At 64.4% G+C, this 25,432-nt stretch carries 20 protein-coding genes; 3 read left to right on the top strand and 17 right to left on the bottom strand.

The window, feature by feature from the left end; all coding sequences use genetic code 11:
• Positions 1-9: 9 nt before the first annotated feature.
• The 15 genes from ABEL04_RS05920 to ABEL04_RS05850 form a co-directional block, all read right to left on the bottom strand.
• Positions 10-2,328, bottom strand: a complete 2,319-nt coding sequence (locus ABEL04_RS05920) for a CRTAC1 family protein (RefSeq protein WP_375801465.1) — start codon at positions 2,326-2,328, stop codon at positions 10-12.
• Between the two features lie 115 nt (positions 2,329-2,443).
• Positions 2,444-5,791, bottom strand: a complete 3,348-nt coding sequence (locus ABEL04_RS05915) for a VCBS repeat-containing protein (RefSeq protein WP_375801464.1) — start codon at positions 5,789-5,791, stop codon at positions 2,444-2,446.
• A 296-nt stretch (positions 5,792-6,087) separates the two neighbouring features.
• A complete protein-coding gene (locus ABEL04_RS05910; RefSeq protein ID WP_375801463.1) occupies positions 6,088-7,092 on the bottom strand; it encodes a sugar phosphate isomerase/epimerase family protein in 1,005 nt (334 codons plus the stop codon).
• 132 nt (positions 7,093-7,224) lie between these two features.
• Positions 7,225-7,431, bottom strand: coding sequence for a HEPN domain-containing protein (locus ABEL04_RS05905; protein ID WP_375801462.1), 207 nt, complete (start codon positions 7,429-7,431; stop codon positions 7,225-7,227).
• Positions 7,428-7,760 carry a nucleotidyltransferase domain-containing protein gene (locus ABEL04_RS05900; protein ID WP_375801461.1) on the bottom strand — a complete coding sequence of 111 codons (333 nt, stop codon included), beginning with the start codon at positions 7,758-7,760 and terminating at the stop codon, positions 7,428-7,430. Before ABEL04_RS05900 ends, ABEL04_RS05905 begins: the two co-directional genes overlap by 4 nt.
• A 63-nt stretch (positions 7,761-7,823) precedes the next feature.
• Positions 7,824-8,999, bottom strand: coding sequence for a Gfo/Idh/MocA family protein (locus ABEL04_RS05895; protein WP_375801460.1), 1,176 nt, complete (start codon positions 8,997-8,999; stop codon positions 7,824-7,826).
• A gap of 127 nt (positions 9,000-9,126) precedes the next feature.
• On the bottom strand, positions 9,127-9,999 hold the full coding sequence (locus tag ABEL04_RS05890; RefSeq protein ID WP_375801459.1) for a sugar phosphate isomerase/epimerase family protein: 873 nt from the start codon (positions 9,997-9,999) through the stop codon (positions 9,127-9,129).
• 200 nt (positions 10,000-10,199) lie between these two features.
• Positions 10,200-11,144 (bottom strand): hydroxypyruvate isomerase family protein, encoded by a 945-nt coding sequence (locus ABEL04_RS05885; protein WP_375801458.1) that lies wholly within the window; start codon positions 11,142-11,144, stop codon positions 10,200-10,202.
• A 34-nt stretch (positions 11,145-11,178) separates the two neighbouring features.
• Complete coding sequence (locus ABEL04_RS05880) at positions 11,179-12,900, bottom strand: GMC oxidoreductase (RefSeq protein WP_375801457.1); 1,722 nt, start codon at positions 12,898-12,900, stop codon at positions 11,179-11,181.
• 90 nt (positions 12,901-12,990) lie between these two features.
• Complete coding sequence (locus tag ABEL04_RS05875) at positions 12,991-13,758, bottom strand: hypothetical protein (RefSeq protein ID WP_375801456.1); 768 nt, start codon at positions 13,756-13,758, stop codon at positions 12,991-12,993.
• A 71-nt stretch (positions 13,759-13,829) separates the two neighbouring features.
• Positions 13,830-14,435: a gluconate 2-dehydrogenase subunit 3 family protein gene (locus tag ABEL04_RS05870; RefSeq protein WP_375801455.1), complete on the bottom strand. Its 606-nt coding sequence runs from the start codon at positions 14,433-14,435 to the stop codon at positions 13,830-13,832.
• A 92-nt stretch (positions 14,436-14,527) separates the two neighbouring features.
• Entirely contained in the window at positions 14,528-15,319 is a 792-nt protein-coding gene (locus ABEL04_RS05865; protein ID WP_375801454.1) for a DUF1080 domain-containing protein, read from the bottom strand.
• Positions 15,320-15,483: 164 nt separating this feature from the next.
• Positions 15,484-16,863: a hypothetical protein gene (locus ABEL04_RS05860; protein WP_375801453.1), complete on the bottom strand. Its 1,380-nt coding sequence runs from the start codon at positions 16,861-16,863 to the stop codon at positions 15,484-15,486.
• A gap of 129 nt (positions 16,864-16,992) precedes the next feature.
• Positions 16,993-17,544 (bottom strand): hypothetical protein, encoded by a 552-nt coding sequence (locus ABEL04_RS05855; RefSeq protein ID WP_375801452.1) that lies wholly within the window; start codon positions 17,542-17,544, stop codon positions 16,993-16,995.
• A gap of 56 nt (positions 17,545-17,600) precedes the next feature.
• Positions 17,601-18,110, bottom strand: coding sequence for an RNA polymerase sigma factor (locus ABEL04_RS05850; protein ID WP_375801451.1), 510 nt, complete (start codon positions 18,108-18,110; stop codon positions 17,601-17,603).
• 302 nt (positions 18,111-18,412) lie between these two features.
• Between ABEL04_RS05850 and ABEL04_RS05845 the strand changes: the two genes are divergently transcribed.
• The 3 genes from ABEL04_RS05845 to ABEL04_RS05835 all read left to right on the top strand — a co-directional run bounded on the left by ABEL04_RS05845 (position 18,413) and on the right by ABEL04_RS05835 (position 23,017).
• A complete protein-coding gene (locus tag ABEL04_RS05845) occupies positions 18,413-19,678 on the top strand; it encodes a hypothetical protein (RefSeq protein ID WP_375801450.1) in 1,266 nt (421 codons plus the stop codon).
• Positions 19,679-19,771: 93 nt separating this feature from the next.
• Entirely contained in the window at positions 19,772-20,461 is a 690-nt protein-coding gene (locus tag ABEL04_RS05840) for an ATP-binding cassette domain-containing protein (RefSeq protein WP_375801449.1), read from the top strand.
• 309 nt (positions 20,462-20,770) lie between these two features.
• A complete protein-coding gene (locus ABEL04_RS05835) occupies positions 20,771-23,017 on the top strand; it encodes an amino acid permease (RefSeq protein ID WP_375801448.1) in 2,247 nt (748 codons plus the stop codon).
• A gap of 100 nt (positions 23,018-23,117) precedes the next feature.
• On the opposite strand, the gene ABEL04_RS05830 is transcribed toward ABEL04_RS05835, so the two are convergent.
• Positions 23,118-23,429, bottom strand: a complete 312-nt coding sequence (locus ABEL04_RS05830; RefSeq protein ID WP_375801447.1) for a hypothetical protein — start codon at positions 23,427-23,429, stop codon at positions 23,118-23,120.
• A gap of 127 nt (positions 23,430-23,556) precedes the next feature.
• On the bottom strand, positions 23,557-25,386 hold the full coding sequence (locus tag ABEL04_RS05825) for a SulP family inorganic anion transporter (protein WP_375801446.1): 1,830 nt from the start codon (positions 25,384-25,386) through the stop codon (positions 23,557-23,559).
• Between the last annotated feature and the right edge of the window lie 46 nt (positions 25,387-25,432).

Raw genomic sequence — 25,432 nt, 5'->3', positions numbered from 1 at the left:
TTCAAGATGTTAGGGGACGCGAAACGGAACCGTCGGGCGGTCGAGGGGGGTAGGCGTCTTGCCCTCGACGAGCCGGTACGTCTTGTTCACGGAGAGCCCCGTAAATGTTTGTGTGTTGCTTTTGGCGGTAGGCCAGGTAACGCGCAGGGTATCGATGCGCGTAGCCTCGCCCAGACCAATTTCCTGCTGCAACGCTGCCGCGCCGAAGCTGCCGCCGGTGCGCACCGTGCGGTAGATCGTCCGCCTCGTTCCGTCCGGACGACGAGCCGTAATTTTGATGCGCGCACCGATGGCGGATCGGTTCGCGGTGCGTCCACGCAGGTCGAGGGTCACCCAGTTGTGGCCGTGGCCGGGGTTCTCGAAGAGCACGTTGGGGTACGAGTCGCCCGGCACGGCCCCGCCCATGACGCTGTAGATGTCCTGGTCGCCGTCGCGGTCGAAGTCGGCGAACGCCACGGCGTGCCCCTTCTGGATGTGTGCGAATCCGCCCTTGAAGGAGACCTCCTCGAAGCGGGCCCCGTCTTGATTGTGAAACATGCGGTTCGGCACGATGGAGCTAAAGTCCGGGGAGCCGGTGCCCGCGTAAAAGTCCTGGTACCCGTCGTTGTCGAGGTCCCCGTAGTTGGAGCCCATCGTGAAGAGAACCTTGTCGAGATTTAGTGTCCGGGAGACCTCCGTGAAGGTGCCGTCGCCATCGTTCCGGTACACGCGCGGGGTTTCAACCTGAAGGTTAGCCCCCAGATACTCGGCCGCTACGGCGTGGGCCACGCGCTGGAAGTAGCGCATGTCGTAGCCCGAGACGAAGAGATCGTCGTGGCCATCGTTGTTGTAGTCCCAGAACCAGACCGGAAAGCTGAAAATCGGGGCACGGACCCCCGCCTCCTTGGCCCGTTCCTCGAACTGCGGCAGGCCGTTGGCAGAGGGGCCCTGGTTCACGTAGAGCCGATTTGGACCGCCGAGAACGGACGCGTAGAGGTCGGGCAATCCGTCGCCGTTGACGTCGCCCCAGGCCGACCCCTTGACGTAGGTCTTCAGGTCGATGCCTGCCTCCGCGGCCCGTTCGACGAACGTGCCGTTTCCCTGATTGAGGTACAGGGTGCTCGGGTGCGGGGTCGATGTCGTTCCGGTCGTATCGCCGGAAAAGGGGTCGAGCTCGGCGTCCGACTCGTTGCCGACGAAGAGGTCAACGTGGCCGTCGTTGTTCACGTCGGCCCAGGCGGCCGTCTGGGTCGGGTGGTACGCGTCGAGGCCTGCTTTGTAGGTGACGTCGGTGAAGGTCCCGTCCCCGTTGTTGCGGAGCAGCGAGTTGGGACGCCGCCCCTGCTCCCCGAGCCACGCCCCGCGGAGAATGAAGATGTCCTCGTACCCGTCGTTGTTGTAATCGGCGTGGACCGTGTTGAGGCCGCCGACGAGTCCGGTTAGGCCAGCTTCCTCCGTCCGGTCGACGAACCCGCCCTCACCATCGTTCATGTAGAGGCGAGGCTCGTCGTCTAAGCCGTAGGAGGTGGCGAAGATGTCCAGGAATCCGTCGTTGTTGAAGTCCTCCACGCTCACACCTCCGGCGATGGCGTTGTGGTTGACGCCCAACGGGCTTGCCACCTCCCGAAACTGCTTGATCGGGCCGTCGTCGGTGGCCTCGATGCCCGGAATGCGGAGGCGGCCGTAGGGGATTTCGTCCGGGTACTGGCCGAGCGTCATGTGGGCGACGTTGTACAGCCACCGGGGTTCCAGGTCGCCCGGGTACTGTTGCGCCATGGTTTTGTAGATTTCCGCCGCATTTTGGGAGCCGGTTTTGTTCGTGTGGACCCCTGCCCCGCGGATGGGGAGGATGCACGACTGTGAGGAGTGGTGCTTGATGCAATTTTGCTGTTCCCCCAGCCGCAAATATGCGAGACCCAGCAGATTGTAGATTGGTTTCGTCCGCCTCGACATCTGGGGAAGCCTCAGGTTCTCGGTTTGAATCAGCGTGTTGAGTTGGCGAATCGATTCTTTTACCTGTCCGGCGTACAGGAGCTCGTAGGCGTACTGGTAACGGAGCTTGTTTTTCTTCTTGGCCGAGGCGGCCTCATCCAGGCGCTTCTTGAAGACCTCGGCCCGGCGGCCGTTAAGGTGAAAGTATTCCATCGGATGGGCGTATGCCTGCTCGTTGAGCGCGGCGAGCACCCTGCGCATCTTTTCGGTCTCCGTACCGGCAATCGTGTCGGCCTGGATGGGGGGCTCGACGTTCGAGGAGGCCCCCGAGTCGGTTCCGGACTGGCAGCCAACTGCAAACGCGGCCAGGAGTCCCAGGATAAGGGAACGAGCGAACGGAGGAGGGAGTCGAGACATCGGAACTGTCGTCTTGGCGCGGGGTCTGTCGTGCTAGAAGGGAAGGGCCCTCAACCAGGACGGGTCGGGCAAACCAGCTGCGCGGGGACGTACGCCGTGGATCTGCCTCCCAATTCTACGGTGCGTCCGTTTCCTGTAGACGCACCACCTGCGGGCGCGCGTCGTTCCGTGCTACCAGAACACAGTGCGTCCCGTCGGCTCGCTCGAGGAGCCGCAGGGCACGCACCTCGCCACGGAGATACAGGTTGCTCTCAGGCGGAGGAACGGGGGTCCAGCGGCCATTGCCGTCGCCCCTCAACACGGTGCCGTAGCTGGCGTCGTAGCGTCCCTGTTTAGGTTTGAGGGCGTAGAAGTTGCCGCCCAGCATGACATCGCGAGTCCCATTGTCGTCGAGGTCGTGCACGAGGGTCCCGTAGATCGGCGCAAACTGTGCCCGGGACGGGAGCGCCTCGACGGCAAACGTGCCGTCTCCCTGGTGTTCGACGTACACACTCGCGAAGGTGTGTGCCGTCTTCACCGTGGCCTCCCGGATTTTTGCGGCGGAGAAGAGGTCGTCGATCTGGCTGGCGCCAAACGACTCGTACGTCGGAAATTTCTTCTTCAGCGACGGAATCTGTTCGAGCAACGCGTCCCGGCCCGCGTAGGGATAGCTTGTTCCGTGTCGGTAGTGGGTCAGAATGGACTCCTGCCCCTTCTTGCCGCCAAAGTCGTTCCGGTAGAGGCGGGCGGGCGCGTCGGGGGTGGCCCGGAGGCGGGAGTTGAGGCTGAGATTGCCCGCGATGAGATCGTCGGTCCCGTCGCCGTTGAGGTCGGCGGCGTGCACGGCGTTCCACCACCCATGCGTGTCGGCGAGACCGGCGGCGTCCGTGCGGTCGACTAGCTCGCCCTCCTGCTGTTCGAATACCGTAATCGGCATCCACTCGCCCACGACGACCAGGTCGAGCGCGTCGCTGCCCCGCACGTCAGTCCACGCGGCGTCGCTCACCATGCCGACCTTTCGCAGTCCCGGGCCTACCTCGTCGGTCACGTCCGTAAAGTGGCCGGAGCCGTCGTTTTCGAGCAGAGCGCTCTCGGGCGTCTTGCCGTACTTGCGGGCCACCACGCGACTGCCCACGAAAAGATCCATGTCCCCGTCGTCGTCGAAGTCGGCGGGGGCGACGACCCCCCCGTTGGTCGCCACGCTTCCCGGAAGAGCCCCATCGGCACGGCGAAACGTTCCTGAGCCGTCGTTCAGGTAGAGCCGATCGCGGAGCGCGTCGGCATCCCCCCAGAATTCGTTGCCCGCGCTCACCACGTAGAGGTCGAGCGCCCCGTCCCCGTTCGCGTCGAAGAACGCGGCGTCTACGTCCTCGTGGAGCTTATCGGCCCTCCAGGCCTTTTTGTTGGCGTCTGATGGGTGAAAGCGGCCATTTTGCTCCTGCACGTAGAGCGCGCCGGGCTGTCGCTTCGCGCCCCCGAGGTAGACGTCATCGAGCCCGTCGCCGTTCACGTCGCCGACCGCCACCGCGGGCCCTTCCTGGGAAAGCTTGTGGGGCATCAGGGGCTCGCGCCGGAAATCGTAGGCGGTGTTCTCTTCGTGTTGAAAGTCGATGCCCAGCGTGTCGGCCGGGGCCGTCGTGACGAGTGGGGAATTCGAGGCGGTGTCGGGGGCGGGAGCAGGGGCGGTTGCGTCGGCTTGATGGAGGGTGATCGTCTGGTCAACGGCCACATTCGCTCGCGTCTCGGTGCGGCCGTCAGGCCAGACCACGGTGAGCGAGTCAACGTCCTGCGTGCCGAGCCCGAAGTGCAGGCGCTGGGCCACCGACGACTGGTACCCTCGCGTGGGCATCTGCTCCAGCACCTGCGTTCGGTTTTCCTGGTGCACCGTCACCGTCGCCCCGATACCCCGTGTGTTCTCGCCGTCTCCTCGCAGGCGGATTGTGAGGGCATGATGTTCAAGAAGAGAGTCGGCTCGGTTCTCGTAGATGGATGCTGGCTCCTCGATGTTGTTGGTGATGAGGTCAAGACTGCCGTCATTGTTGAGGTCGGCGTAGGCCGCCCCGTTCGAGAAGCCGGGCCGGTGCAGGCCCCACGCGGTCGTCGAGTCCGAAAAGGTAAGGTCGCCGTCGTTGTGGAAGGCAAAGTTCGAGACGGGGCGCTGGGGAAGACGCTCCTGGATTTTCAGGTCCTCCTCGCTGATCTCCTTCATCTTCCGTATGACCTTGTCCTGCGAGGCATACTCGATGTAGTCGAGGTCATTCGGCCGCCGGTAGATGCCGTTCGTCACGAAGAGGTCCTTCCGCCCGTCGTTATTGAGATCGGCGAAGAGGGGCGCCCAGCTCCAGTCCGTCGCGGCCACGCCGGCCAGGAGGCCGATTTCGCTGAACCGGCGGTTGCCCTGATTTAACTGGAGCGTGTTACGGTCGAGCTGGTGGTGGTAGCCGTAGCGGCGCTTAAGCTCGTAGACCTCTCGGGTGTCGGCCCCAGCACTGGTTTTTCGGACCTTCTCCTGGAAGGGGAGCATGTCGAGCACGGCCACGTCGGGGCGCCCATCGTTGTTGTAGTCGGCCGCATCGACGCCCATCGAGGAGTAGCTGACGTGGCCTGTGGCCTGCTCGATGGCTTCGGTGAAGGTGCCGTCGCAGTTGTTGTAGTAGAGGTAGTCGTGCTCGTGGAAGTCGTTCGCGACGTAGAGGTCCGGGCAGCCGTTGCGATCCAGGTCGCTCACCGCCACGCCGAGGCCGTAGCCGGTGCGGCCGCTGTAGAGGCCGGCCTCCTCGGTCACCTCGACGAAGGAAGAATCGTCGTTACGGTAGAGCCGATCGCCGGCCTTCTCGCTTCCTTTTTTGCGGAGCTCGGCGCGGCCGTAGGTCCGTTCCTCATGGGTGGAGGAGTTGAGCAGGTACACGTCGAGATCCCCGTCGTCGTCGTAGTCGAAGAAGGTGGCCTGCGTCCCGTACGCCCGCTGGTCGAGCCCGTACTGGGCGGCGTTCTCGGTGAACTGGGGAACGCCGTCGTCACCGGGGCCCTGGTTGATGTAGAGCTCGTTGTGGCCCTCCAGACCCTGGATGCCGTGGACGACGGAGACGTAGATGTCGAGCCGACCATCTCCATTGACGTCGGCCATCGTGACGCCGGTCGACCAGTCGGCCGAGCCGGCTACGCCAGCGGCCTTCGTCACGTCCTTGAACCGAAAGTCGCCCTGATTGAGGTAGAGCTTGTTCGGGCCCTCATTGGCCGTAAAATAGAGGTCCGGGAGACGGTCGCCGTTGAGGTCGCCCACTGCCACGCCACCTCCGTTATAGTAGTAGAGGTAGTTGAGGATGTTGAGGGATGGGGATTCAGTCAGCGTGTTCGAGAACGTCACACCGGTACGCTCCGGCGAGAGACGCGTGAACAGCGGAGGCGTGGACGCATCGTTGCTGCAGGCCGCGCAGCCAAGGAGAAGCGTGCCGAGAAGGACGAGGAGGGTGGACCGATTCATTGAAAACGAGCCATGCCATCGTAAAAAGCGTCAGCGTTCGCAGCCAAGACGGCGGGCCACGACCCATGCCGGCGCATCCTTCTTCGAGACGGTCATCGGATCATGTTGGACGGGGTGGGAAAGACCACGTCTTCCCCCTGATCGTGAGCCAGAAGAGTGCCCCACTGAGGCGAGCGTGAAGCGGCCGTTGCCGCTACCAAGACAGAGGCGGTCCCGCCTACGGAAGCTGTTAGATGCGTAGAGGTCGGATCGGGCATCCCGGTTAAGGTTGGGGCCAGGGCTGTAACCAGCCGCCTCTACTCCTCGGCGAAGGCGTCCTCGAACCCCGCCTCGGCCGGCGGAAAGTCAACGGCGCGCACCCGGCTGCAGGCCTCCTTGGCACCATGCTCCCGGTCCATGCCGCTGTCCTCCCACTCGATGGAGAGGGGACCGTCGTACCCCACACGGTTGAGCCGCCGAATGATCTCCTCAAAGTCGATCTTGCCGCGGCCGATGGAGCGGAAGTCCCAGTAGCGGTCCTCGTGCCCGAACGGCAGGTGCCCCCCAAAGACACCGGCCTTCTGTGGCTCGTCGGCCCACCAGACATCCTTCATGTGGACGTGGTCGACGCGGTCGGCGAACCGATCAAGGAACGCGAGGTAGTCGACCCCCTGGTAGCCGAAGTGGCTGGGGTCGTAGTTGAAGCCAAAGGCCGGATGGCCGTCGAGGGCGTCAAGGGTCCGCTCGGCCGTGCTGAGATCGAACGCAATTTCGGTGGGGTGCACCTCGAGGGCGAACTGCACCCCCTCGTCCGCGAAGGTGTCGAGGATGGGGGTCCACTGGTCGGCGAAGGTCTCGTACCCCTCGTCGATCATCGCCTGCGGCGTGGGGGGGAAGGCGTAGAGCAGGGGCCACACCGGCGATCCTGTGAAGCCCGTCACTACGTCGAGGCCGAAGGCACTCGCGGCCGCGGCCGTCCGTCTCATCTCCTCGATGGCCCGCCGCGTGACGCCCTCGGGGTCGCCATCGCCCCACACGCGCTCGGGCAGAATCTCCTGGTGGCGCTCGTCGACGCGGTCGCTCACGGCCTGCCCGACGAGGTGCTGGCTGATGGCCCACACCTCCAGGTCATACTCCGCAAGATGCTGCCGCTTCCGGCGAAGGTATCCGTCGTCCTCGACGGCCTGCTCGACGTCAAAGTGATCCCCAGCGCAGGCAAGCTCAAGGCCGTCGTAGCCCCAGTCGGCGGCCTTCTGGGCAAGGGTGTCGAGCGGCATGTCGGCCCACTGGCCGGTGAAGAGGGTAACGGGTCGGTAGGGCATTGCGGGAGTGTGGATTTTGGAATGTGGAATGGAAGGCGATCGGCTAAGCGTTCGTCCCGGACTCTGCCACTTGGCGGAGGTCGAACGCCCGACGCAGGTTGCGGCCCGTTTCTGGGGTGAAGATTCCGGGGGTCACAAATTGCTTTCCGAATTGCCCTGGAGTCCTTTGTGCGTCTTCGGAGTAATGTCGTGTTCGAGGAGTGCCGCCTCGGCCATGTGGGCCATAGCGTAGTACGCCCGGGAGGCAGCGTCGTCAAAGAATCCTCCGTCGTGAAGGTAGCGAGCGGCGTCCAGACGCTCGTGGGCCCTCTGGACGCGTTCGCGCTGAGCGTCGGTCATACCGTTATCCCCTCTCGGTGGACGTTGACCAGTAGAGGATGCTCCTTCTGCTCAAATTCGGTGCGAGAGATCGGACAGAGGGTGATCATTTCCTCGGTTTCTAGCTCCAAATCGTACACAGGTCTCGACATTCGCTGGAGCCCGGTCCATGCGTCGAGCTCTCCCTCCAGAACGACCATCACGTCCACGTCGGACGCCTCGGAGGCCTCGCCCCGAGCGTGTGAGCCATAGAGCACGACTTCACGCAAGCGATCCCCGTAGAGGTTCTCCAGTCGCGCACGAAGCCGCCGAGTGAGGTCCTGGATGTCGGCGGAGGCTGTTTCAGGCATGGGGTCGTGGAGGGGGCGAGGATGGAGAGTCGAAGAAGGGGACCGTTCTCGATCCTCGATGCTCTACGCACCGGGAGGGGTGTAGGACGCGTCGACCCAGGCGTCCCGCTCGGAGCTCTCCAGGGCCGTCTGGATGAAGTGCACGCCGATGGCCCCGTCCTGCACCGTGGGGAAGTCGAGTGCCCAGGGTTCGGGCTCGGTGCCCGCCTCGTGCGCCGCGATGGCGCGGGCTACGCTGCGGTAGATGTTGGCGAAGGCCGCAATAAAGCCCTCCGGATGGCCCTGAGGGGTCCGGATGAAGGGCTGCACCGAGTCATCGAGGTGGGGACGGCCGTGGGTGTAGGTCTGCTGCGGCGTGTCGCCGTGGATGTCCGACAGCACTTTGAGCCGGTGTGGGTCCTCCTGGTGCCAGTCAAGCCCGGCGTCGGTGCCGTAGACGCGCAGACGCAGGTTGTTTTCCTCCCCCGCCGAAATCTGTGAGCAGTGGAGGAGTCCTCGCACCCCGCCGTCGAAGCGGAGGAGCATGGTGGCGTCGTCGTCGATGCCGCGTCCCTCCACGACCGTGCCTACGTCGGCGCACATTCGCTCGATGCCGAGACCCGTCACGTACCGGGCCAGGTGCTCGGCGTGCGTGCCGATGTCGCCCAGCGCCCCGGCCCCCGCCTTCTCCCGATCGGTGCGCCAGGCGGCCTGCTTGTTGCCCTCCTCCTCGAGCCGGCGGTTCAGCCAGCCCTGTGGATACTCGACCACGATCTTTCGGAGGTCGCCGAGCCGCCCCTGCTCGACGAGCGCCCGGGCCTGTTTCACCAGCGGGTAGCCCGAGTAGTTGTGGGTGAGCGCGAACACCACGTCCTGCTCCTCCACCTGGCGGCACAGATCCTCCGCGTCCTCCAGCGTGGTGGTCATCGGCTTGTCGCAGACGACGTGGAACCCCTTTTCGATAAAGGTGGACGCCACGTCGTAGTGCAGAAAGTTAGGCGTGACGATGGAGACGGCGTCGATGCCATCGGCACGTTCGGCCTCCTGCTCCGCCATCTGCTCGTAGGTGTCGTACACCCGGTCCGGATCGAGGTGGAGCTCCTCGCCCTGCTGTCTCGACTTTTCGGGGGAGGAAGAGAAGGCACCGGCGACGAGTTCCAGTTCGCCGTCGAGAGCGGCGGCGGAGCGGTGTACGGCGCCGATGAATGCCCCGGGACCGCCCCCTACCATGCCGTAGCGAATCTTGCGATCGAGTGCCATCGTGGCCGCGCTGGAGATTGATGAGACAATTCAGTGTGGGGGAGTGCAGTCGGACATTGACCGCGCGGGAGAACCGAAAAGGGAAAAAGGCCGGGAGATAAACGTGCGGATGCGCCGGCGGAATCGGTCAGATCTTGAGGTTCTGGAGAGTGCGGTGGCTGGTCTTGATGCTTTGCATCGGATTTTCGGGGTTGTCGTGCTCCACGAAATAGTGCTGGAAGTTCGCCTCTCGGAAGATGGAGGCGAAGTCGATGGTTCCCTTCCCGACGCTCACCATGCCCCCATTCGCCCCCCGGTCCTTCACGTGGCACAGCGGATACCGGTCGGGGGCCTGCGCAATATACTCGAGTGGGTCGTGTCCGGCCTCGACAATCCAGTACAGGTCGATCTCCATCTGGACGTGCTTCGGGCTGGTCTCCTGGAGGAGCACGTCGTACGGCCGCGTACCCTCCATCGCCATAAACTCGAAGTCGTGGTTGTGATACGCAAACTGAAGCCCTGCCTTGGTGCACCGCTGACCGAACGCGGAAAATTCCTTGGCACGCTGGCGATAGTCGTCGAGCGAGGTGCGCTCCTTCTCCGCCAGGTACGGACACACGACGTACTGGTGGCCGATGGTCTTCGCCGTACGGATGATTGCGCCAGGGGCTTTCCGGATGCGGCTGAGGGGGACGTGGGTAGCGGGGGCCGCGAGGCCGAGCTCGTCGAGGAGAGCGTTGATTTCCTTGGGGGACCGGTCGTAGTAGCCGGCAAACTCCACCTCGTCGTATCCGATCTCGGCCACCTGCTCCATGGTCTTGCGGAAGTCCTTGTCCAGGACGCTCCGGATCGTGTAGAGCTGAAGACCGATCGCGGGAAGCGCTGCTGCCGCCGAGCCAGAGGCCTCAGCGGCGGTGCTGTTCGAAGGGTCGGCATCGGACGCACAGGCAGCTAGCGGCAGCCCGGCACAGAGCCCGCCGGTGGCCTGAAGAGCAGTGCTCAGGAACCGTCGTCGGTGCATGACGAGAAGGGGACAGTGAGAACGATCAGCGCTAAGGGTCACTCAGTCCAGACTGTACGGTTTGGCGGGCCGCTCCCTGCACGGTCGGATAGCCGTCGAAGTGCGCCCCGCAGGACGCCCGTTCCACTTCCAGCTGTGTTCCGTGTTGGAGACCGCACGGACGCCAAAGAAATTTCCCTCCGCAGTGAGGAGCGAAAGTGTCATGACCCTGAGGTGTCAAATGAGTCGACCGAGACGTACGCGTCGATAACGGCCTGTTCGCCAGCTTTGCCCTCCCCGGACATGCCGTGCTCCATCCCCACGATGCCGTCATACCCCGTTTCGTGGAGATGCTTGAAGACGTTTTGGAAGTTGATTTCGCCTGTGGTAGGCTCGTTTCGTCCTGGATTGTCCCCCACCTGCACGTACCCAATTTCATCCCGAGCAGCGTCGAAGTTTGGAATCAGGTTGCCCTCTGTAATCTGCTGATGATACACGTCGTACAGGATCTTGCAGGCGGGACTATCGACCGCACGGCAGATCTGGTAGGCCTGGGCCGTGTGGGTCAGAAATTGCCGCGGATGGTCTCGACGGTTGTTGAGAGGCTCCAGCACCATCACGAGGTTGCGGGGCTCCAGAATGTCGGCCGCCTTCCGCAGCGTCTCTACGAGGTTGGCGGTTTCAAAGCCGTCGTCGAGACGCGGGTCGCGGGCGCCTGGAACCACCGTCATCCACGTCGCGTCGACCCGTCGGGCTACCTCGACGGACGATCGGATCTCGTCGAGAAACCTTTGGCGCGGCTCCGGCTCCCCAGTCGTCAGTGACGGGTCCTTCCAGCTAATCGAGTGGGCCACGAATACGCCCATGCGCATGTCGTGCTCGCGGAGCGCCTCCCCGATCCGGGTTTGCTCCTGGACCGATCGGTTGCGCATGCCATTGTCCTCGAAGGCCGTGAAGCCCTGCTCGGCCATGAAAGCGATTTGGTCCACCGGGTCGGGGCCGGCGTGGGCGTCGAACTGGCCGGGACTCGGGGCGTAGTGGAGGTGAAAGTCGTGCTCGGCTTCGGAGCTGAGCAGGGACGAGGCCGCGGTGCCGGGGGCCGTGGCGGCGCTAAGCAGGCTTCCCCCCGCCAGGGCACTCGCGCGAAGGAAGTGCCGTCGATCCATGGTGGGGAGTGGGAAAAACGAGGGGGGAGAGCGGTCAGAGGTTGCGGCGCTTCATCTCCTTCACGGCGTAGTCGACGGCGCGGGCCGTGAGGGCCATGTAGGTAATGGAGGGGTTCTGGCAGGCCGAGGATGTCATGCAGGCCCCGTCGGTCACGAACAGGTTGGGCACGTCGTGGGCCTGGTTGTGGGCATTGAGCACGGACGTGTCCGGGTCCCGGCCCATCCGGGCACCGCCCATCTCGTGGATGCCTTCGCCGGGCCAGTAGCGCTGTTCGTAGGGCTCAACCCCGGTGGCCCCCGCGGCCTCTAGCATCTGAGCGGCCTGTTCCTTCATGTCCTGCCGCATGGCCTCCTCGTTTTCGCCAATCGACACGTGGGTGCGGAGGAGGGGGATGTCCCATTCGTCCGTTTGCTCGTCGTCGAGTTCGACGTAGTTGTCCTCGTCGGGGAGCGTTTCGCCGAACGCCCCGAGGTACATGCGCCACTGGCCGGGGTCACGGAGTCTATGCTTGAGGCTGGCCCCAAACCCTTCTTCCCCGAGGCCTCGGGTCCAGCCTTCGCGGTAGGCCCCGCCCTGGTAGCCATAGCCGCGGAGAAACTCGACGTCGCTGTCCGGCCCGGACAGGTTGCGGAAGCGCGGGATGTAAATTCCGTTCGGTCGATTTCCGTGGTAGTACCGGTCCTCCAGACCTGGAATGGTCCCCGAGGCACCCACCTTGAAGTGGTGGTCCATGATGTAGTGGCCAAGCGTGCCGCTGGAGTTGGCCAGTCCGTTCGGAAAACGGGAGGAGGTCGAATTCAGCAGAATCTTCGTGGAGCCGAGCGCAGAGGCGCAAAGGAAGACGACGCGACCCTCATATTCGCGGGTCTCTTTCGTCTTCCGGTCGACGACCCGCACGCCCGAGGCCCGGCCCCGCTCGGGATCGAACTTCACGCTGTGGACGATGCTGTCGCATTTGAGCGTCATGTTGCCCGTCGCCTTGGCCGCCGGGAGGGTAGAGCTCAGGCTCGAGAAGTACGCCCCCACGGTGCAGCCCCGCGCACAGGGTCCGCAGTAGTGGCACGCCTGGCGGTTTTGGTCGGGGAGGCTCTCGGTGAGAACCGCCGAGCGGCCGATCGTCATCATCCGGTCGTCGTAGGCGCTTTCGAGTTCGGCCTTCACCTTCTTCTCCCCGGCGTTCATCTCCATAGGGGGCAGGAACGAGCCGTCCGGCAGCTGCGGCAGCCCTTCTTTGCGCCCGCTGATGCCGGCGTATTTCTCCACGTAGTCGTACCAGGGTGCAATGTCGGCGTACCGGATGGGCCAGTCGACGGCGACGCCCTCGCGGGCATTGGCCGTGAAGTCGAGGTCGCTCCACCGGTAGCACTGGCGGCCCCAGGTGATGGAGCGTCCCCCCAGATGGTATCCCCGCACCCATAAGAAGGGCTCGTCGTCGTCGAACAGGTAGGGATGCTTGCTGTCCTTGACAAAGAAATGCTTGTTGTAGGCGTTGAATGGGCCCGCCATGGACTGCCGGGGGTAATGCTTGTCGAACTCCTGGCGGTCTCCCTCTCCGTGGTAGTCCATCTCCCAGGAGGGCTTGTGCTCCGTGATATAGTCTTCGCCGTGGGTGACGTTGCGGCCGCGCTCAAGCACGAGCGTGTCGAGGCCCTTCTCGGTCAGTTCCTTGGCGGCCCATCCCCCTGTAATCCCGGAGCCGACGACGATGGCGTCGTAGGTCTTTGGTTGCGCGGCAATGTGTACGTCTTTTTCCATTGGAAGTAGTGCGGGAATGAGGAGAGTGCAGCGATGGGAGGCGATGGGGACGATGCCGCGGGGGCTTCTCTCGTCGTTCCGGATGAGAAGCTACAGGTCGTCCCGCGTCGTTTCTTTCACGGCGTCCTCGTTCCCGTACGGTTCGACCTCTTTGCACCCGGCCGCCCCCGGCATGGTTGATGAGCCCCGTGGCCATAACCCCCTGTACCTTATTCTCGTTCTTGCCAAAGGCGCAGTTGATCCGGCGCTGCGGAACGCCCCACGCGTCCGTTTTCTCGTCGTGGGGGTGTTCACGGAAACGCATTTTGCCCCGACCGCCGGCCTCCTCTTCCAGGGGCCCGAATCGTAGAGCCGGTGCTCGAGGTCGACCCCGGAGACGTCCTCGCTCAGGTCACGTCCCCAATCGGCCTGGCTAGTCGACGCCGTAGCCATCGCAGGCGTCGGCCGCAAAGTTGAGATCGCTCCACCGATGGCACTGATGCCCTTAGGTGAGCGATCGCCCGTCGAGATGATAGCCCCGAATCCAGCAAAGGGCTCCTCCTGGACATATGGGTTCTTCTTGTCGTTCACGAAGAAGTGCTCGGTTGCCTCACCGAAGGCGCAGCACGTGCGCTGGATCTCGCAGTTTTCGGCGTATCGCTCCTTGTCACCCTGACCCTGGACGTCGAACTCCTGAGGAGGCATGCACTCCGTCACGTGGTTCTTCCCGTATTCCACGTGCCGACCTTGCTTGAGAGCAGGGGGGTCAAGGCCGTTCCCGGATCGTTCCCTGGCGGCCCAGCCGCCGGCGACGCTGGGGCCCACGATAACCGCGTCGCATGTTTCTCGCTGGGGGACAGTGTGGGGGGTGCTGGACATCGTAGACGTAGAAAAGTCGAGGAAAGCATGAGGATCCCCGCCCTGTATTCAACCGAGATGACCAGGGACCGCTACGTCCCAGCTCCCGACCAGGCCCGACCAATTTTCTCGTACGGGACGTCGCCATCGTAGTACCCCGGAACGATGCTGGTCTTCAGTTCCTGGGTGGCTCCAACCTCGGAGGTATAGTAACCGATGATTGTGAGCTCCTTCATCATGCGGAAGAAGGGGGGATTTTCTCGATCGAACTCGGGGGCATCTGCCCCAAACTTTTCGTCGTCGAGTTCACCGACGAGAGCCCGCTGTTGCTCGCCGGTACACTCTGTGAACGACGCCCCGTACTTCTCTTTGCAGCGGGTGTTGAGATCGTCGAGTCCCCTAAGAAACCGGTCGCGATCCTTGGGCAGGTAGCTTTCCCCTACCAGTGCGTCGATAAACCGGTTGACGTTTGCGGCGCTCGCCCCCGGGGTGTCCGTGGTGGGAATAATAATCTCGGCGATGGTGTCGACCATCTCATTTTGCTCTGCGGTGAGCGTCTGCGGGGCCCAATCCGGGCCAGAAATCCGTTCGCAGCCGCTCAACACGCCAGCAACAGTGGGGGCGGAAACGATGCCGCCAAGGAGGGCGCCCACACGACCCAGTGCCTGGCGTCGATTCATGTGGTCGGGGGTGCTCATAAACGAAGAAGCTCAGTTTGAGGAACGACGGGAATTAGGACAACCTGAGCGGGAGTTAGGGGACCCATCGGTGCATGCGGCGACTTTGCTCCTTAGGAGCTTAGGCTCAACGGGCGCAGCTTGATGTCGCGGTACCATACCGGATGCCCGTGATCCTGTAGGGCAATGTGGCCGGTCTCGGCCTCCACAAAGGCGTTGTAGTTGGCAAACTTCGTACCGGCCACGCGCTCTTTCCACGCCTCGCTTCCAATCTCGGCTTCCAGCAGCTTTGTCCCGTTCATCCAGTGCTCGACGTGATTCCCCCGGACGACGATGCGCGCTTCGTTGTATTCGCCAACGGGCCGCGTGACGTCCTTGGCTGGGGCGTATAGGCCATACAGCGCCCCGGCCTGGTGGACGGAGCCTGATGGATTGTCCAGCACAGCGTTGTCGAGAACCTGGAACTCGGGCCCAGTTCGATAGGGGTCTTTTTTGTCTTCGGTCGCGCGATAGATGATGCCACTGTTGCCCCCCGGAGAAATCTTCCACTCGATGCGGAGCTCAAAATGGTCAAACGTGTCGGTTGTGATCAGGGTCGTCGAGTTCGAGCCCTCTCCTTCGAAATGGATGGCTGACGCCTCAACGATCCACCCGTCAGGCACAGAGTCGCGCTGGTAGCCCCGCCAGCCGTCGAGCGAGGTGCCGTCGAAAAGCAGCCGCCATCCTGCCTCCCGTTCGGCCTCGGTGAGGGAGTTGACGGTGTCGGGGACTGGGGACGCAGCCGTCGGGACCGGCGGAGGGGCACCGTCTGGAGAGCGCAGGACGTACGGCGTGCCGATCAGCAGGATGCCGCCCAGCATCGCCGAGAGGACGCGTCCAGCGTGGAACGTCGAGGTACCAAGCATGGGTGACACGAGGGGCGAGGACATCCCGGGGAGTGCGAGCAGTGGGCCCTCGAGGGAAGCGCTTTCCCTCAGGGGCCACAATAAAGAAAACCTGGAATCATTTGTAAAGGAAACTTGAGGTCTCCCGTATCCCAGTCTGCGTCCCGGGGGGCTCGAGCGACGACTTACTCCTTGAAGCGAGCCTCGACCGCATCCGTGAAATGGACTGCCGGATCGCTATAGATATTCACCTGATAGGCCTGAAACACTTCAGACGCAATGATTTGGGAGGCCTCGCTCCAGCTCTCCGCGGCGCGCAGCTGTTCCAGGACGCGCCGGTAGGCGGCCTCGTCGCCCTGGAAGAGTTTCTGGACGTACACACCCCGGTGAGAAGGGTTGCCGGTCCCGAGCACGTCGCGCTCGAGGGACGATAGTGCATCCTCGGGCGCGCCGGACTGTGATCGGGGCGGGGACGTGGGCTGCCGCTGAGGCGGCGTGTCCTCCTCCGTTTCCGTGTCGGGGCGCGGAACTGTTCGGCCCTGCTCGAACCGGGTCCACAGGGGCTGTGAGCCATCGGTCCGGGATCCATCGGAGTCTGGTTCTTGGCGAGACTGGCCCTGCTGGAATCGTTTCCAGAGAGGCGTTGCCTCGTCGGTACGATCGTTCTCGGAAAGAGCATCGGGCTCGGGCGACGACGGAGCCGGACGGTCCTGGGGAGAGGGGGACTCCGACGAGGATTCTGGTGGGGACTCCAGGAACTGCTCCGCCGAGTGCGGGGCCGGAGAGTCGTGATCCTCGGCCGGGGAGGCCTGCGTCGCCGTCTCGATCAGGCGGTGGAGCGTCTCGGGGGCTACCGCCTCGGCCCCCGATTCTCGCTCGTAGGTCTCCAGGCGCTCGACGATCCGCGACGCCTTCTTCTCGTCGAAAAAGGTGCGTAGGAGCGAAAGTGGAACCTGCTCGCGGCCGGTGGCCCACCGGGCCATTTCGAAAAGGGGGTCGAGCAGGCGAAGCCAGCGGTCGGGCCCGAAGTCGGCTGTCATGCGTCCGTCAACCTGGCGGAGGACGCGCTCGAACGTCTCCGGCTCAAGGGCCTCCCGGTCGTGCTTCTCGGCAAACGCCTGCACGGCCTCGCGCAAGTAGCCGTAGGGGCCGAAGAATTGCATCCGCCACCGGATCCGGGAGACCGCGATCGGATCGGCGTGGTCGTCGAAGACAAAGGACTTGAGGAGAGAAACTGGACGAACGAGGTGGGCCGTCGTGCGGCGAGTGGCGGTGCGAAGCGTGTCGGCCCACTCGTCTTGGGGCACCTGCGTGTGGTCCTCCACGGTCGCAAAGAAGGTGCGAACGGCCTGCTCCATCTCGGGATGGTCGTAGTCCACCCAATCCGTGCGGGCACGCCGAAGACGACGGGCTTCTCGCTGGCCGTGGTGGCGCAGGAGATGGTCGAGGTAGTGGCGCATAGGCGCCGGCATCGCATCCCCTTCCCAGTCGGCCTTGGTGTAGGACTGAGTGGCGGGAAACGAGCGGAGCAGGCGCTCGCAAAGCGGCTCGGCGAGCGAACTCATAAGCATAGACGTGAGGCGGCGAATACAGGAGGACGGACATCAGCCTGTGGGCGTGTATACGCGGGATAGGCGATAGGTTTTCTGCAGGAGAGAGAATGGGAGACGCGGAGAGGGACGGGTGCGATGGGGTCAGGAGCCGTCCGTCTCCTCCACCTGTTCGAGTAGGCGGGTGAGTTCCTCGCGGCGCGGCTCGAAGGTGCAGCGGCGGCCGCGCTGGTTCAGTGCATAGATGCCGGCCGCGATGAGAAGCACGATCGCGGTTTGGCCGAGAGACACCCAGGACCAACCGTCGCTCCCGAAGATAATGAGGAGCACGCCGAGGACGAGGGGGGCAAGGTACCACCAGAGAATGGTGTCGAGCAGCTGAATCTGCTCCTCGATTTTGGCCCGTTCGGTGCGGATGACCTCCGCGACGGGGCGGTCCAGGGAGGAATCATTGTACCGGGTGCGGGCGCGGCGCAGGCGCCAGTGGATGTAGACGCCGCCAGCAATCACGATCAGGGCGCCGGATTGGATCCACCAGGAAGAAGCCTGGAAGACGATCCAGCCGAAGAAGAGGACCACCGCAAGGGCAGCGATTGACTCCAACAGGTCTCGCCGCCAGATTCGTTGGTCGAGGGATTCGGCCTTGTCCTTTACGAGGCGCAGGATTTCAGTGTCGCTCATGGTGGATGCAGACATAGAAGGAGTGTCGGGTTTGTTCTCGGAAGCCCAGAGTTCTTTGGCGTCGTCGAGGTTCATGCCGGTGTTTCCTCCAGCCAGTCAGCCAGTTTGTTCTTGATCCGGTGCAGCTTCACGCCCACGTAGTTCTCGCTAATGCCGAGCACGTCAGCCATCGCGCGGTAGCTCTTCTGGTCCAGGTACATCATCACGAGTGCCTTGTCCACCTCGTCGAGCCGGTCGATGGCGGCGTAGAGTCGGTCGAGTTTGTCCTGCCGGTTGAGGCGCTCGTCGGGCGAGGCCACCCCATTTCCCCACACCGGATGCTCGGCGTCGAGCGTGGCTTCGTCGCGGACCTCCTGCGAGCGATCGTGGCGCAGGGCGGTGTTGAGGGCCACGCGGTAGAGCCAGGTGCTGGCCTTGGCCTCGCCCTCAAAGGAGGGAAACGAGCGCCAGAGTTCCACCAGGAGATCCTGGTACAGGTCGCGCTGTGCCTCCGCGCCGTCGGCGTAGACGCGGCAAATTTTACGAAGGCGCGTCTCGTTCTCACGCACCAGCTGTATGAACTCGTCTTCCCGATCGGGCATGACGCGGGCGAACCCGTCAACAAGTCGGCAAAATCATCTCATTAAATGAGTCTCCCGAAGCCCGCCCATTCTTACAGGACGTCTCGTTGTTTGTCAGAACCTTCACAGTCAGGTGCAGGGAGTACGATGGGTCTGCGCTGCGTTTGCCGTCGGGCGCTGGATTGCACCGGCCTCCCGAGTCTCTCCTGGCTCCTTTTGGCGCGGCATTTGGTCGGAATTTTCTGGGGGAGCGTGGACAGGAGGGCGGGCTCGCCGATACTTTTCTCTACGTTCGCAGCCCACTGAAATTGCCCTCGGTCGTCGTGCCGTCCTCTCGTTCGCTTCCGTCCCCGGTTCGCCACCTCGACGGCTGGGTGCCTCGGCTGGCGTACGGTCTCCTCCTCGGGGTACTAAGCGTGGCCGTGGCGCTGCTCACTGCTGAGGCCGATCCAGCGACGCGGGCGGCCGGATTGCGGGTGTGGGCCCTCGTGGGGGCCGGAATTTTTGCCGTGGCGCCACCGAACGTGCTGTTTCCGGACCCGAACGTGTCGATGGCGCAGCGGCTCAACTGGTCGCCCCCGCGCCTCCTTCGCTACCAGGGGCGTCGACTGGTGCCCCTCCTTCTGCTCGCCGTGGTGCCGGCGGTGCTCATTGCGTACGGAGACTTCGCCACTCCCGTCCGGCACCTTGGCCCTAAGACGACCGCCCTGGGGCAGGCGCTTCTCCTGCTGCTCGGAGCCGCCCTGGACAGCTTTGTCCACTTCGCCACCCTCGGCGCCCGGTCGCAGGCCTGGCAGGAAGGGCAAGCCGGGCAGTGGTACGCCCGGGCGGTGGAGGAGCAGGGCCAGGGCGTGGACCTGCCCCGGGGACTCGTGCCGGCCCTCTTTGCAACCACCCGTTGCTTTATTGTGGCCATCGTCGCCGTGGTGGCCACCGCAGGCATCGCGCAGGCGGGGGCCGGACTGCTCGCGTGGGGACCCGGACTTCTGCTGCTTGGATGGGCCGGAGCGCGCCTGCGGCGCCGCCGTACCGCCTACGACCGGCACTTCTATCAGACCACGGCCTTCTACGCGGAAGTGCTGGGGGGAGGCACCGTGGCGGCTACCAGCCGCGAGCCGGTGCCCTACGAGGCCCTCTACTGGGTGCCCACCCGGTGGCGGCCGGCCGTCTGGGCCAGCGTGCGGCAGCTTGATCGCCGCCTGCCCCTGGGGCGGCTCGTAGCGGTGGCCCACCTCGGCCTGTGGTTGTTCTGCATCCGCGGCGTCGCACCGGCGTTTATCACGGCGTACCTGCTCGTCTTGCTGACCGGACAAGTCGCGGCCTGTGCGGTGCTGGGAACGCCGTCGGCGGCACCCCCTCTGTTCCAACGATCCATACAGTCGGTAATGGACTGGGTTGGGACCCGCACCTTCGTCAACCTACGCTGGTTTGGGCCCCACATGGGGAGCCTCGCGCTCATCGTCCTGTTCGGCGATGCCTACGGCTGGCGCTGGGTCGGCACCTGGGCCGTCGTGCACCTCGGCCTGTCGGTAGGGGCGGCGGCGGTCGTGACGTTCGCGACGGAGGGGACGGCTCGATCGGCGGCATAGAGAAGAAACCGGTAGAAATGATTCCGGTAGAAAACCGTCTCGTAGGAAGCGTCCTGCGAAAGATCAGCCAATCTCTCGACTCGGGTTCGCTTCATGGCTAACACGCTCACGCTCGACGGCCTCACCAAACGGTACGGCGACGGGCCGCCCGTCATCGAGGGCCAATCCCGGTCCCTTGCGCCGGGCACGCTCACCCTGCTCCTGGGGCCCAACGGGGCGGGGAAGACCACGCTCCTACGCCTCCTCTCCGTGCAGGCCTACCCCACGAGCGGCTCCGTGCACTACGGCGAGATCGACGTGCACGACCAGCCGTACCGCTATCTCCAGCGTGTGGGCCTCGTCCACGCCGGGCCCCAACTGCCCGAGCACCTCACGGCCGTCGAACTCCTCGAGTGGATTCTGCGAAGCCGCGAAAAATGGGGGGAGGACGGGCCGACCCGGATCCGCAAAATGCTCGACCGTCTCCGACTCGACGAGCGCCGGTCCAACCTCATCGGCACCTATTCGAGCGGCATGGTGCAGAAGGCGCAGGTGGCCGCCGCGTTTGTAGCCGACCCGGAGGTCGTGCTCATGGACGAGCCGCTCCGCAGCCTCGATGCGGCGACCGCCGAGAGGGCCATCGATCTCCTGCGGACGTTCGTCGAGGATGGGGGACTCGCCGTCGTTGCCAGCCACCGGACGGACGCCCTTACGCCCCTCGCCGGCACCGTGCTTCGGCTCGGGGGCCGGGAGGCCGAGGAGACGTCCTCTACTCCCCCGAATGCAGCGCGGGGCCGAGAATGACTGCAGTCCCCTCCCCGCTTTCTCGCCCTCGCCTCATCGGCGTCCGTACGGTGGCTCGGCCGGTCCCATGCATCCACGCATGCCCGTTCGGGGCGGGTGGACGAGCAGAGGCGACTCGTCCCCCTCCGGCCCGCACAAGCACTTCACGCATCCGATCCCCGGCATGTCGTTTCGCGCCCTGAGCGTGATGGGGGGCTCAGTTATGGGACTTCCCAGACCCCTGCTGGCGTCCCACTGTCAGGTCCATCCGATAGGAGGAAAGCGGCCCGTTCCGGAAACATTGGTTTTCGAACATCACACGGTGGTGCTGTGACAAAGCATCTAGAGCGCGACCTTGGACTCTACACGACGATCACGGTAAGCATTGGGGCGATGATTGGCAGCGGCCTGTTTGTGCTGCCGGGTCTCGCCGCGGGAAAGGCGGGCCCGTCGGTCGTTCTGGCCTATTTCCTCGCAGGCCTTCTCGTGCTGCCGGCGGCCCTTTCGAAGGCCGAGATGGCCACGGCAATGCCCGAGTCGGGGGGGACCTATCTCTACATCGACCGCGCCATGGGGCCCCTCATGGGGACAATCTCGGGACTCGGGGCCTGGTTCTCACTCGTGTTCAAAAGCGCGTTCGCCCTCGTGGGGCTCGGAGCGTACCTCGTTGTGGTCCTGCCGCTGCCCGCCGCCGAGTTGAAGCTGGTAAGCCTGGGGTTGGCGGGGGGCCTCGTGGTGATCAATATTCTCGGTGTAAAGCAATCAGGCCGACTCCAGGCATTTCTCGTCTCGTTCGTCCTGCTGGTTCTTCTCGTCTTCGGGGCCGAAGGGCTCATTCTCGCTCAGCCTGCGCAGTTCCAGCCCTTTTTCGAGAAGGGCGTCGGAGGGCTCCTGGCCGCAACGGGCTTCGTCTTCGTCTCCTACGCGGGGGTGACCAAGATTGCGAGCATCGCTGAGGAGGTGGAACGGCCCGACCGCAACCTGCCGCTCGGCATTCTCGTTTCCGTGGGCGTCATGATTCCCATCTACGTCATCGTCGTGTTCGTCATCGTCGGGGTCACCCCGCCCGACATCCTTCAGTCGAGCCTCACCCCGATGGCGGACGCCACGGAGCAGATTCTTGGCACCTCGGCCAAGATCGGCATCTCGATTGTGGCCGTGCTGGCGCTCATGAGCATGGCCAACGCGGGGGTGCTGTCCTCCTCCCGCTTTCCGCTGGCCATGAGCCGGGATCGGTTGGCCCCGGAAAGCTTCAGCGTGATCAGCGACCGGTTCCGAACGCCCGGGCGCTCCATCCTCGTCACCGGGGGACTGCTCGTCGGGCTCATCGCGTTCGTCCCAGTCCTGGAGTTGGCGAAGCTCGCCAGCGCCTTCAAGATTCTCATCTTCGGCATCACGAACGCAGCCCTGATCGCCTTCCGGGAGAGTGAAGTGGAGAGCTACGACCCCGCCTTCGAAAGTCCTGGGTATCCCTGGGTGCAGATAGCGGGCGTTGTTGGCGGGATTGTGTTGCTCACGCAGATGGGGTGGATCCCCATCCTGGGCGCGGTGGGCATTATTGCGGGCGGCATCGTGTGGTACCGGTTCTACGGGCGCGAGCGAGCCGAGCGGGAAGGAGTGGCCCTCGAGGCGATGCGTCGCCGCATGCGAGGGTCCATCTTCACTCGCATGCGGGAGGCCTTTTCAACAGAGACAGGCACCGTGATGGTTGCGGTCTCGGAAAATGCCACCCCGCAAGACGAAGAAGCTACGCTGTCGATGGGGGCCAAGATTGCCCGCCGACTGGACGGGCGCGTACTGGCGGCCCGGTTCGAGACCGTTCCTGAGCAGACGACCCTTCCGGACGCAGCGGGGCACGTGACGGACACTGATCGCCGCTTCGAAGAGCGCGTGCAGGCCCTCCAGGCCCTCCGGGACACGACCGCGGAGGCCCACGAGATCGTCTGCCACGATGCGGGCCGGGCTGCACTTCACTTCGTTCGGACGCACGACGTGCGGCTCCTGTTAGGGACAGTCACGCCGGGTCGCTGGGGGCAGGAGGTCGTTGGTGCAGACACGAATTGGCTCATGCGGGAGGCCCCCTGCGAGGTGGCATTCTTCGTCCCACGCTCCACCACGAACGGACGTCCCGAGACCCTCCGCGAAATCGTGATTCTCCTTCCACGGGCCCCGTACGGACCCCTAAAAGCGTTCGTCGCCGATGCCCTCGCACAGTCCCAGCAGCCGTCGGGAGGAGCCCGCATTCGATTCCTGACGGCCATGGGAGCGGACGTGACGGACGCGGAAGTCGACACCGTGCAGGCGTTCCACGACCGGCTCGGCGAACACTGTGAGAGCCCCACGACGAGCCAGATTATCCGTACCGACGACGAAACGGCCGATCTCGTAGAGGCAACCGGGGACGCCGATCTGGCAATCGTAGGAACCGTCGCTCGCTCGTGGCTCCGCACCCTCCTGTTCCCGGACCGCACGACGGAGCTGCTCGACGAACTTCCCTGCAGCGTGCTCCTGGTGCGGCCTCAACGGCCCCGACAGACCGCGCCGATCCGTCGTCTCATCGAGCGGTACGTGTTTTGACGCTCCGTTTTTCGCGGTGGAAGGGCCATCAATCAAAGGCCCGAAGATCGGAAAGAGGAACCGACCCCGCTGAGCTCACACGACTGCTGCCCGGCGGTTCTCAAGGCCGGATCTCTACATCCGTCCGGTCATCCTCCCGGAGCTCCTTCACCCAGTGGAACACATGGTCCTCGACTCGGCAGTAGAAGTCCCGGTCCCCGTCTGGGCGAATTACGAAGTTCACGCCACGGGAGACGACCCACTTCTCGACCTGTTGGATGTCCGTGAGGCGGATGGGACGGTGCATAGCACCGGTCCATCGCCACCCGGTAATCGACAGGTGATCCTCGTAGAGCTCCATCTCGCCGAGCCAGAGGACACGCCGTCGCAGGGCCAGATCAGACTTGAGACGCGAGGCCTCGTCGGAACTCATGGAGGACCATGCTGCGACTGCACTGGCACTGTGCCCCGCCTCATGGGACACAAGGGCGATTGTTTCGAGACACAATGAAGAAGTGCCTAGGGTCCGAGGGCGACGATTCGGGGAACTGTCCTGGACGTCACGTCGCCGCGGGAGTCGGTTTCTTCTCGTCGGGCCCGGTCTTCGCCAGGTACTCCTCAAGCCGGTCGGTGTCTTTCTCGGCGTCGAGGCGGTCCAGGATGCTGGCGACCGCCTCGTGGGGCGTGAGGTGGAACCGCTCCTCGCCGAGTAGGGCATGCAGACCCGAGCGGCGCACCGTCTCGCGGACCGGGCCGATGAGGCCGGTCAGATGGAGCTCAACGCCGGTTTCCCCCAGCCGCTCGGCGACCGAAAACAGCGCGTCGGTGGCGGTCGTGTCGAGCCCGTTGATGCTGCTTCCGTCCATCACGACCGCCTGGACAGGCCGTCCCTCGTGCTCGCTCTTCCGCAGAATAAAGGTCTGAAGGTACTCGGCGTTGGCGAACGAAAAGGCCGCGTCCACCCGAAGCACCATAATGTCCCTGAGCCGCGCGGCCTGGTCGAACCGGCTGCGGTCGCGAAAGCGGCGCGTGCCGGGGACGTGTCCGAGCTCCGCCACGTTGGGGCGGCTCATGCGAAAGAGGACGGCGATGAGCGAAGCCCCGATGCCGAGCAGGATGCCCTCTTGGATGCCGATGAAGAGGGTGCAGGCGGCCGTGAACAGCGCAATGTAGCCGTCTCGGCGCCGGGCCCGAAAGAGCGCCCGGATCTCCCGCAGGTCAATGAGACTGAGGCCAGACACGAAAATGATGGCGGCCAAGGCCGGCGTGGGGAGGTAGTAGAACAGCGGCGTCAGGAAGAGCAAGGTGAGGGCAATGACCCCGGCCGCGAACGCGTTGGCCAGCGGGGTGGAGGCGCCCGACCGGTCGTTGACCGCCGATCGTGAGAAGCTTCCCGACGCCGGAATGCTCTGGAAGAGGCTCCCGAGGACGTTGCCGGCCCCAACCCCGATGAGCTCCTGATTCGGATCGATGTCGTAGCCGTGCCGCTTCGCAAAGATGCGACCCAGCGACACGTCTTTCATAAACTGCACCAGCGCCACGGTCACGGCCGCCGGGAGGAGCGCGTTCAGGTCCCCAAAGCTGACGGCCCACACCTCTGGGCTCGGCAGGCCGGTCGGGATGTCGCCGATGACCGACACGCCCCGCTGCTCCAGCCCGAGGAACCAGCCGGCGGCGGTGCTGCCAACCACCACGACGAGGGGGCCCGGCACCCGGGGCAGCCACCGGGAGAGGCCCCAGAGGAGCCCGATGCAGCCCACGCTCAGCCCTACGGTCAGCGGATGTGTGGCCCCGACGTGTTGGATGGCCTCCCAGAGCAAGACGTGCACGTACTGGGACCGACCGAGCTCTACGCCGAGCAGATTGCCCAGCTGACTGCACGCAATAATTAGGGAGGCGGCGGTGGTCAGTCCTGAAATGACCGGGCGCGAGAGCAGGCTGGCCACGAAGCCGAGCTTCATGAGGCCCATGGCGATCTGGATGAGGCCCACCAGGACCGTAAGCAGAATCGCAAGCGCTACGTAGCGCTCCGTCCCGCTCTGGGCCAAGGCCCCGACGCCGGCCCCCACGATGAGCATGTCGATGGCCACCGGCCCGATCGCCAGCTGGCGCGAGCTGCCGAACAGCGGGTACGTCAGGAGCGGGACGAATCCGGCGTAGAGGCCGTAGATGGGCGGCATGCCCGCAATAATGGCGTAGGCCATTCCCTGCGGAATCAGCATCGTCCCCACTGTGAGGCCCGCCGTCGCGTCCTGCCGGAGGGCCGACGAAGAATAGTCAGATGCCCAGTGGGTGATGGGAAGATACGCACGGAGCCAAGTCCACGCTCGCTGCCACATCAGAGTCTTGGCGGATGGCGCTCGTTTCAGAAGGCGGACAACCTGCGGCATTGAGCCGCACGAACATGGTTCCCGTAAGCCGCGTGGCGCGTGTTGA

The sequence above is a fragment of the Salinibacter sp. genome (assembly GCF_042218895.1).
Lineage (GTDB): Bacteria > Bacteroidota > Rhodothermia > Rhodothermales > Salinibacteraceae > Salinibacter.
Note: the sequence above shows the minus strand (reverse complement) of the source record. Positions and strands in the feature narration are given on the sequence as shown.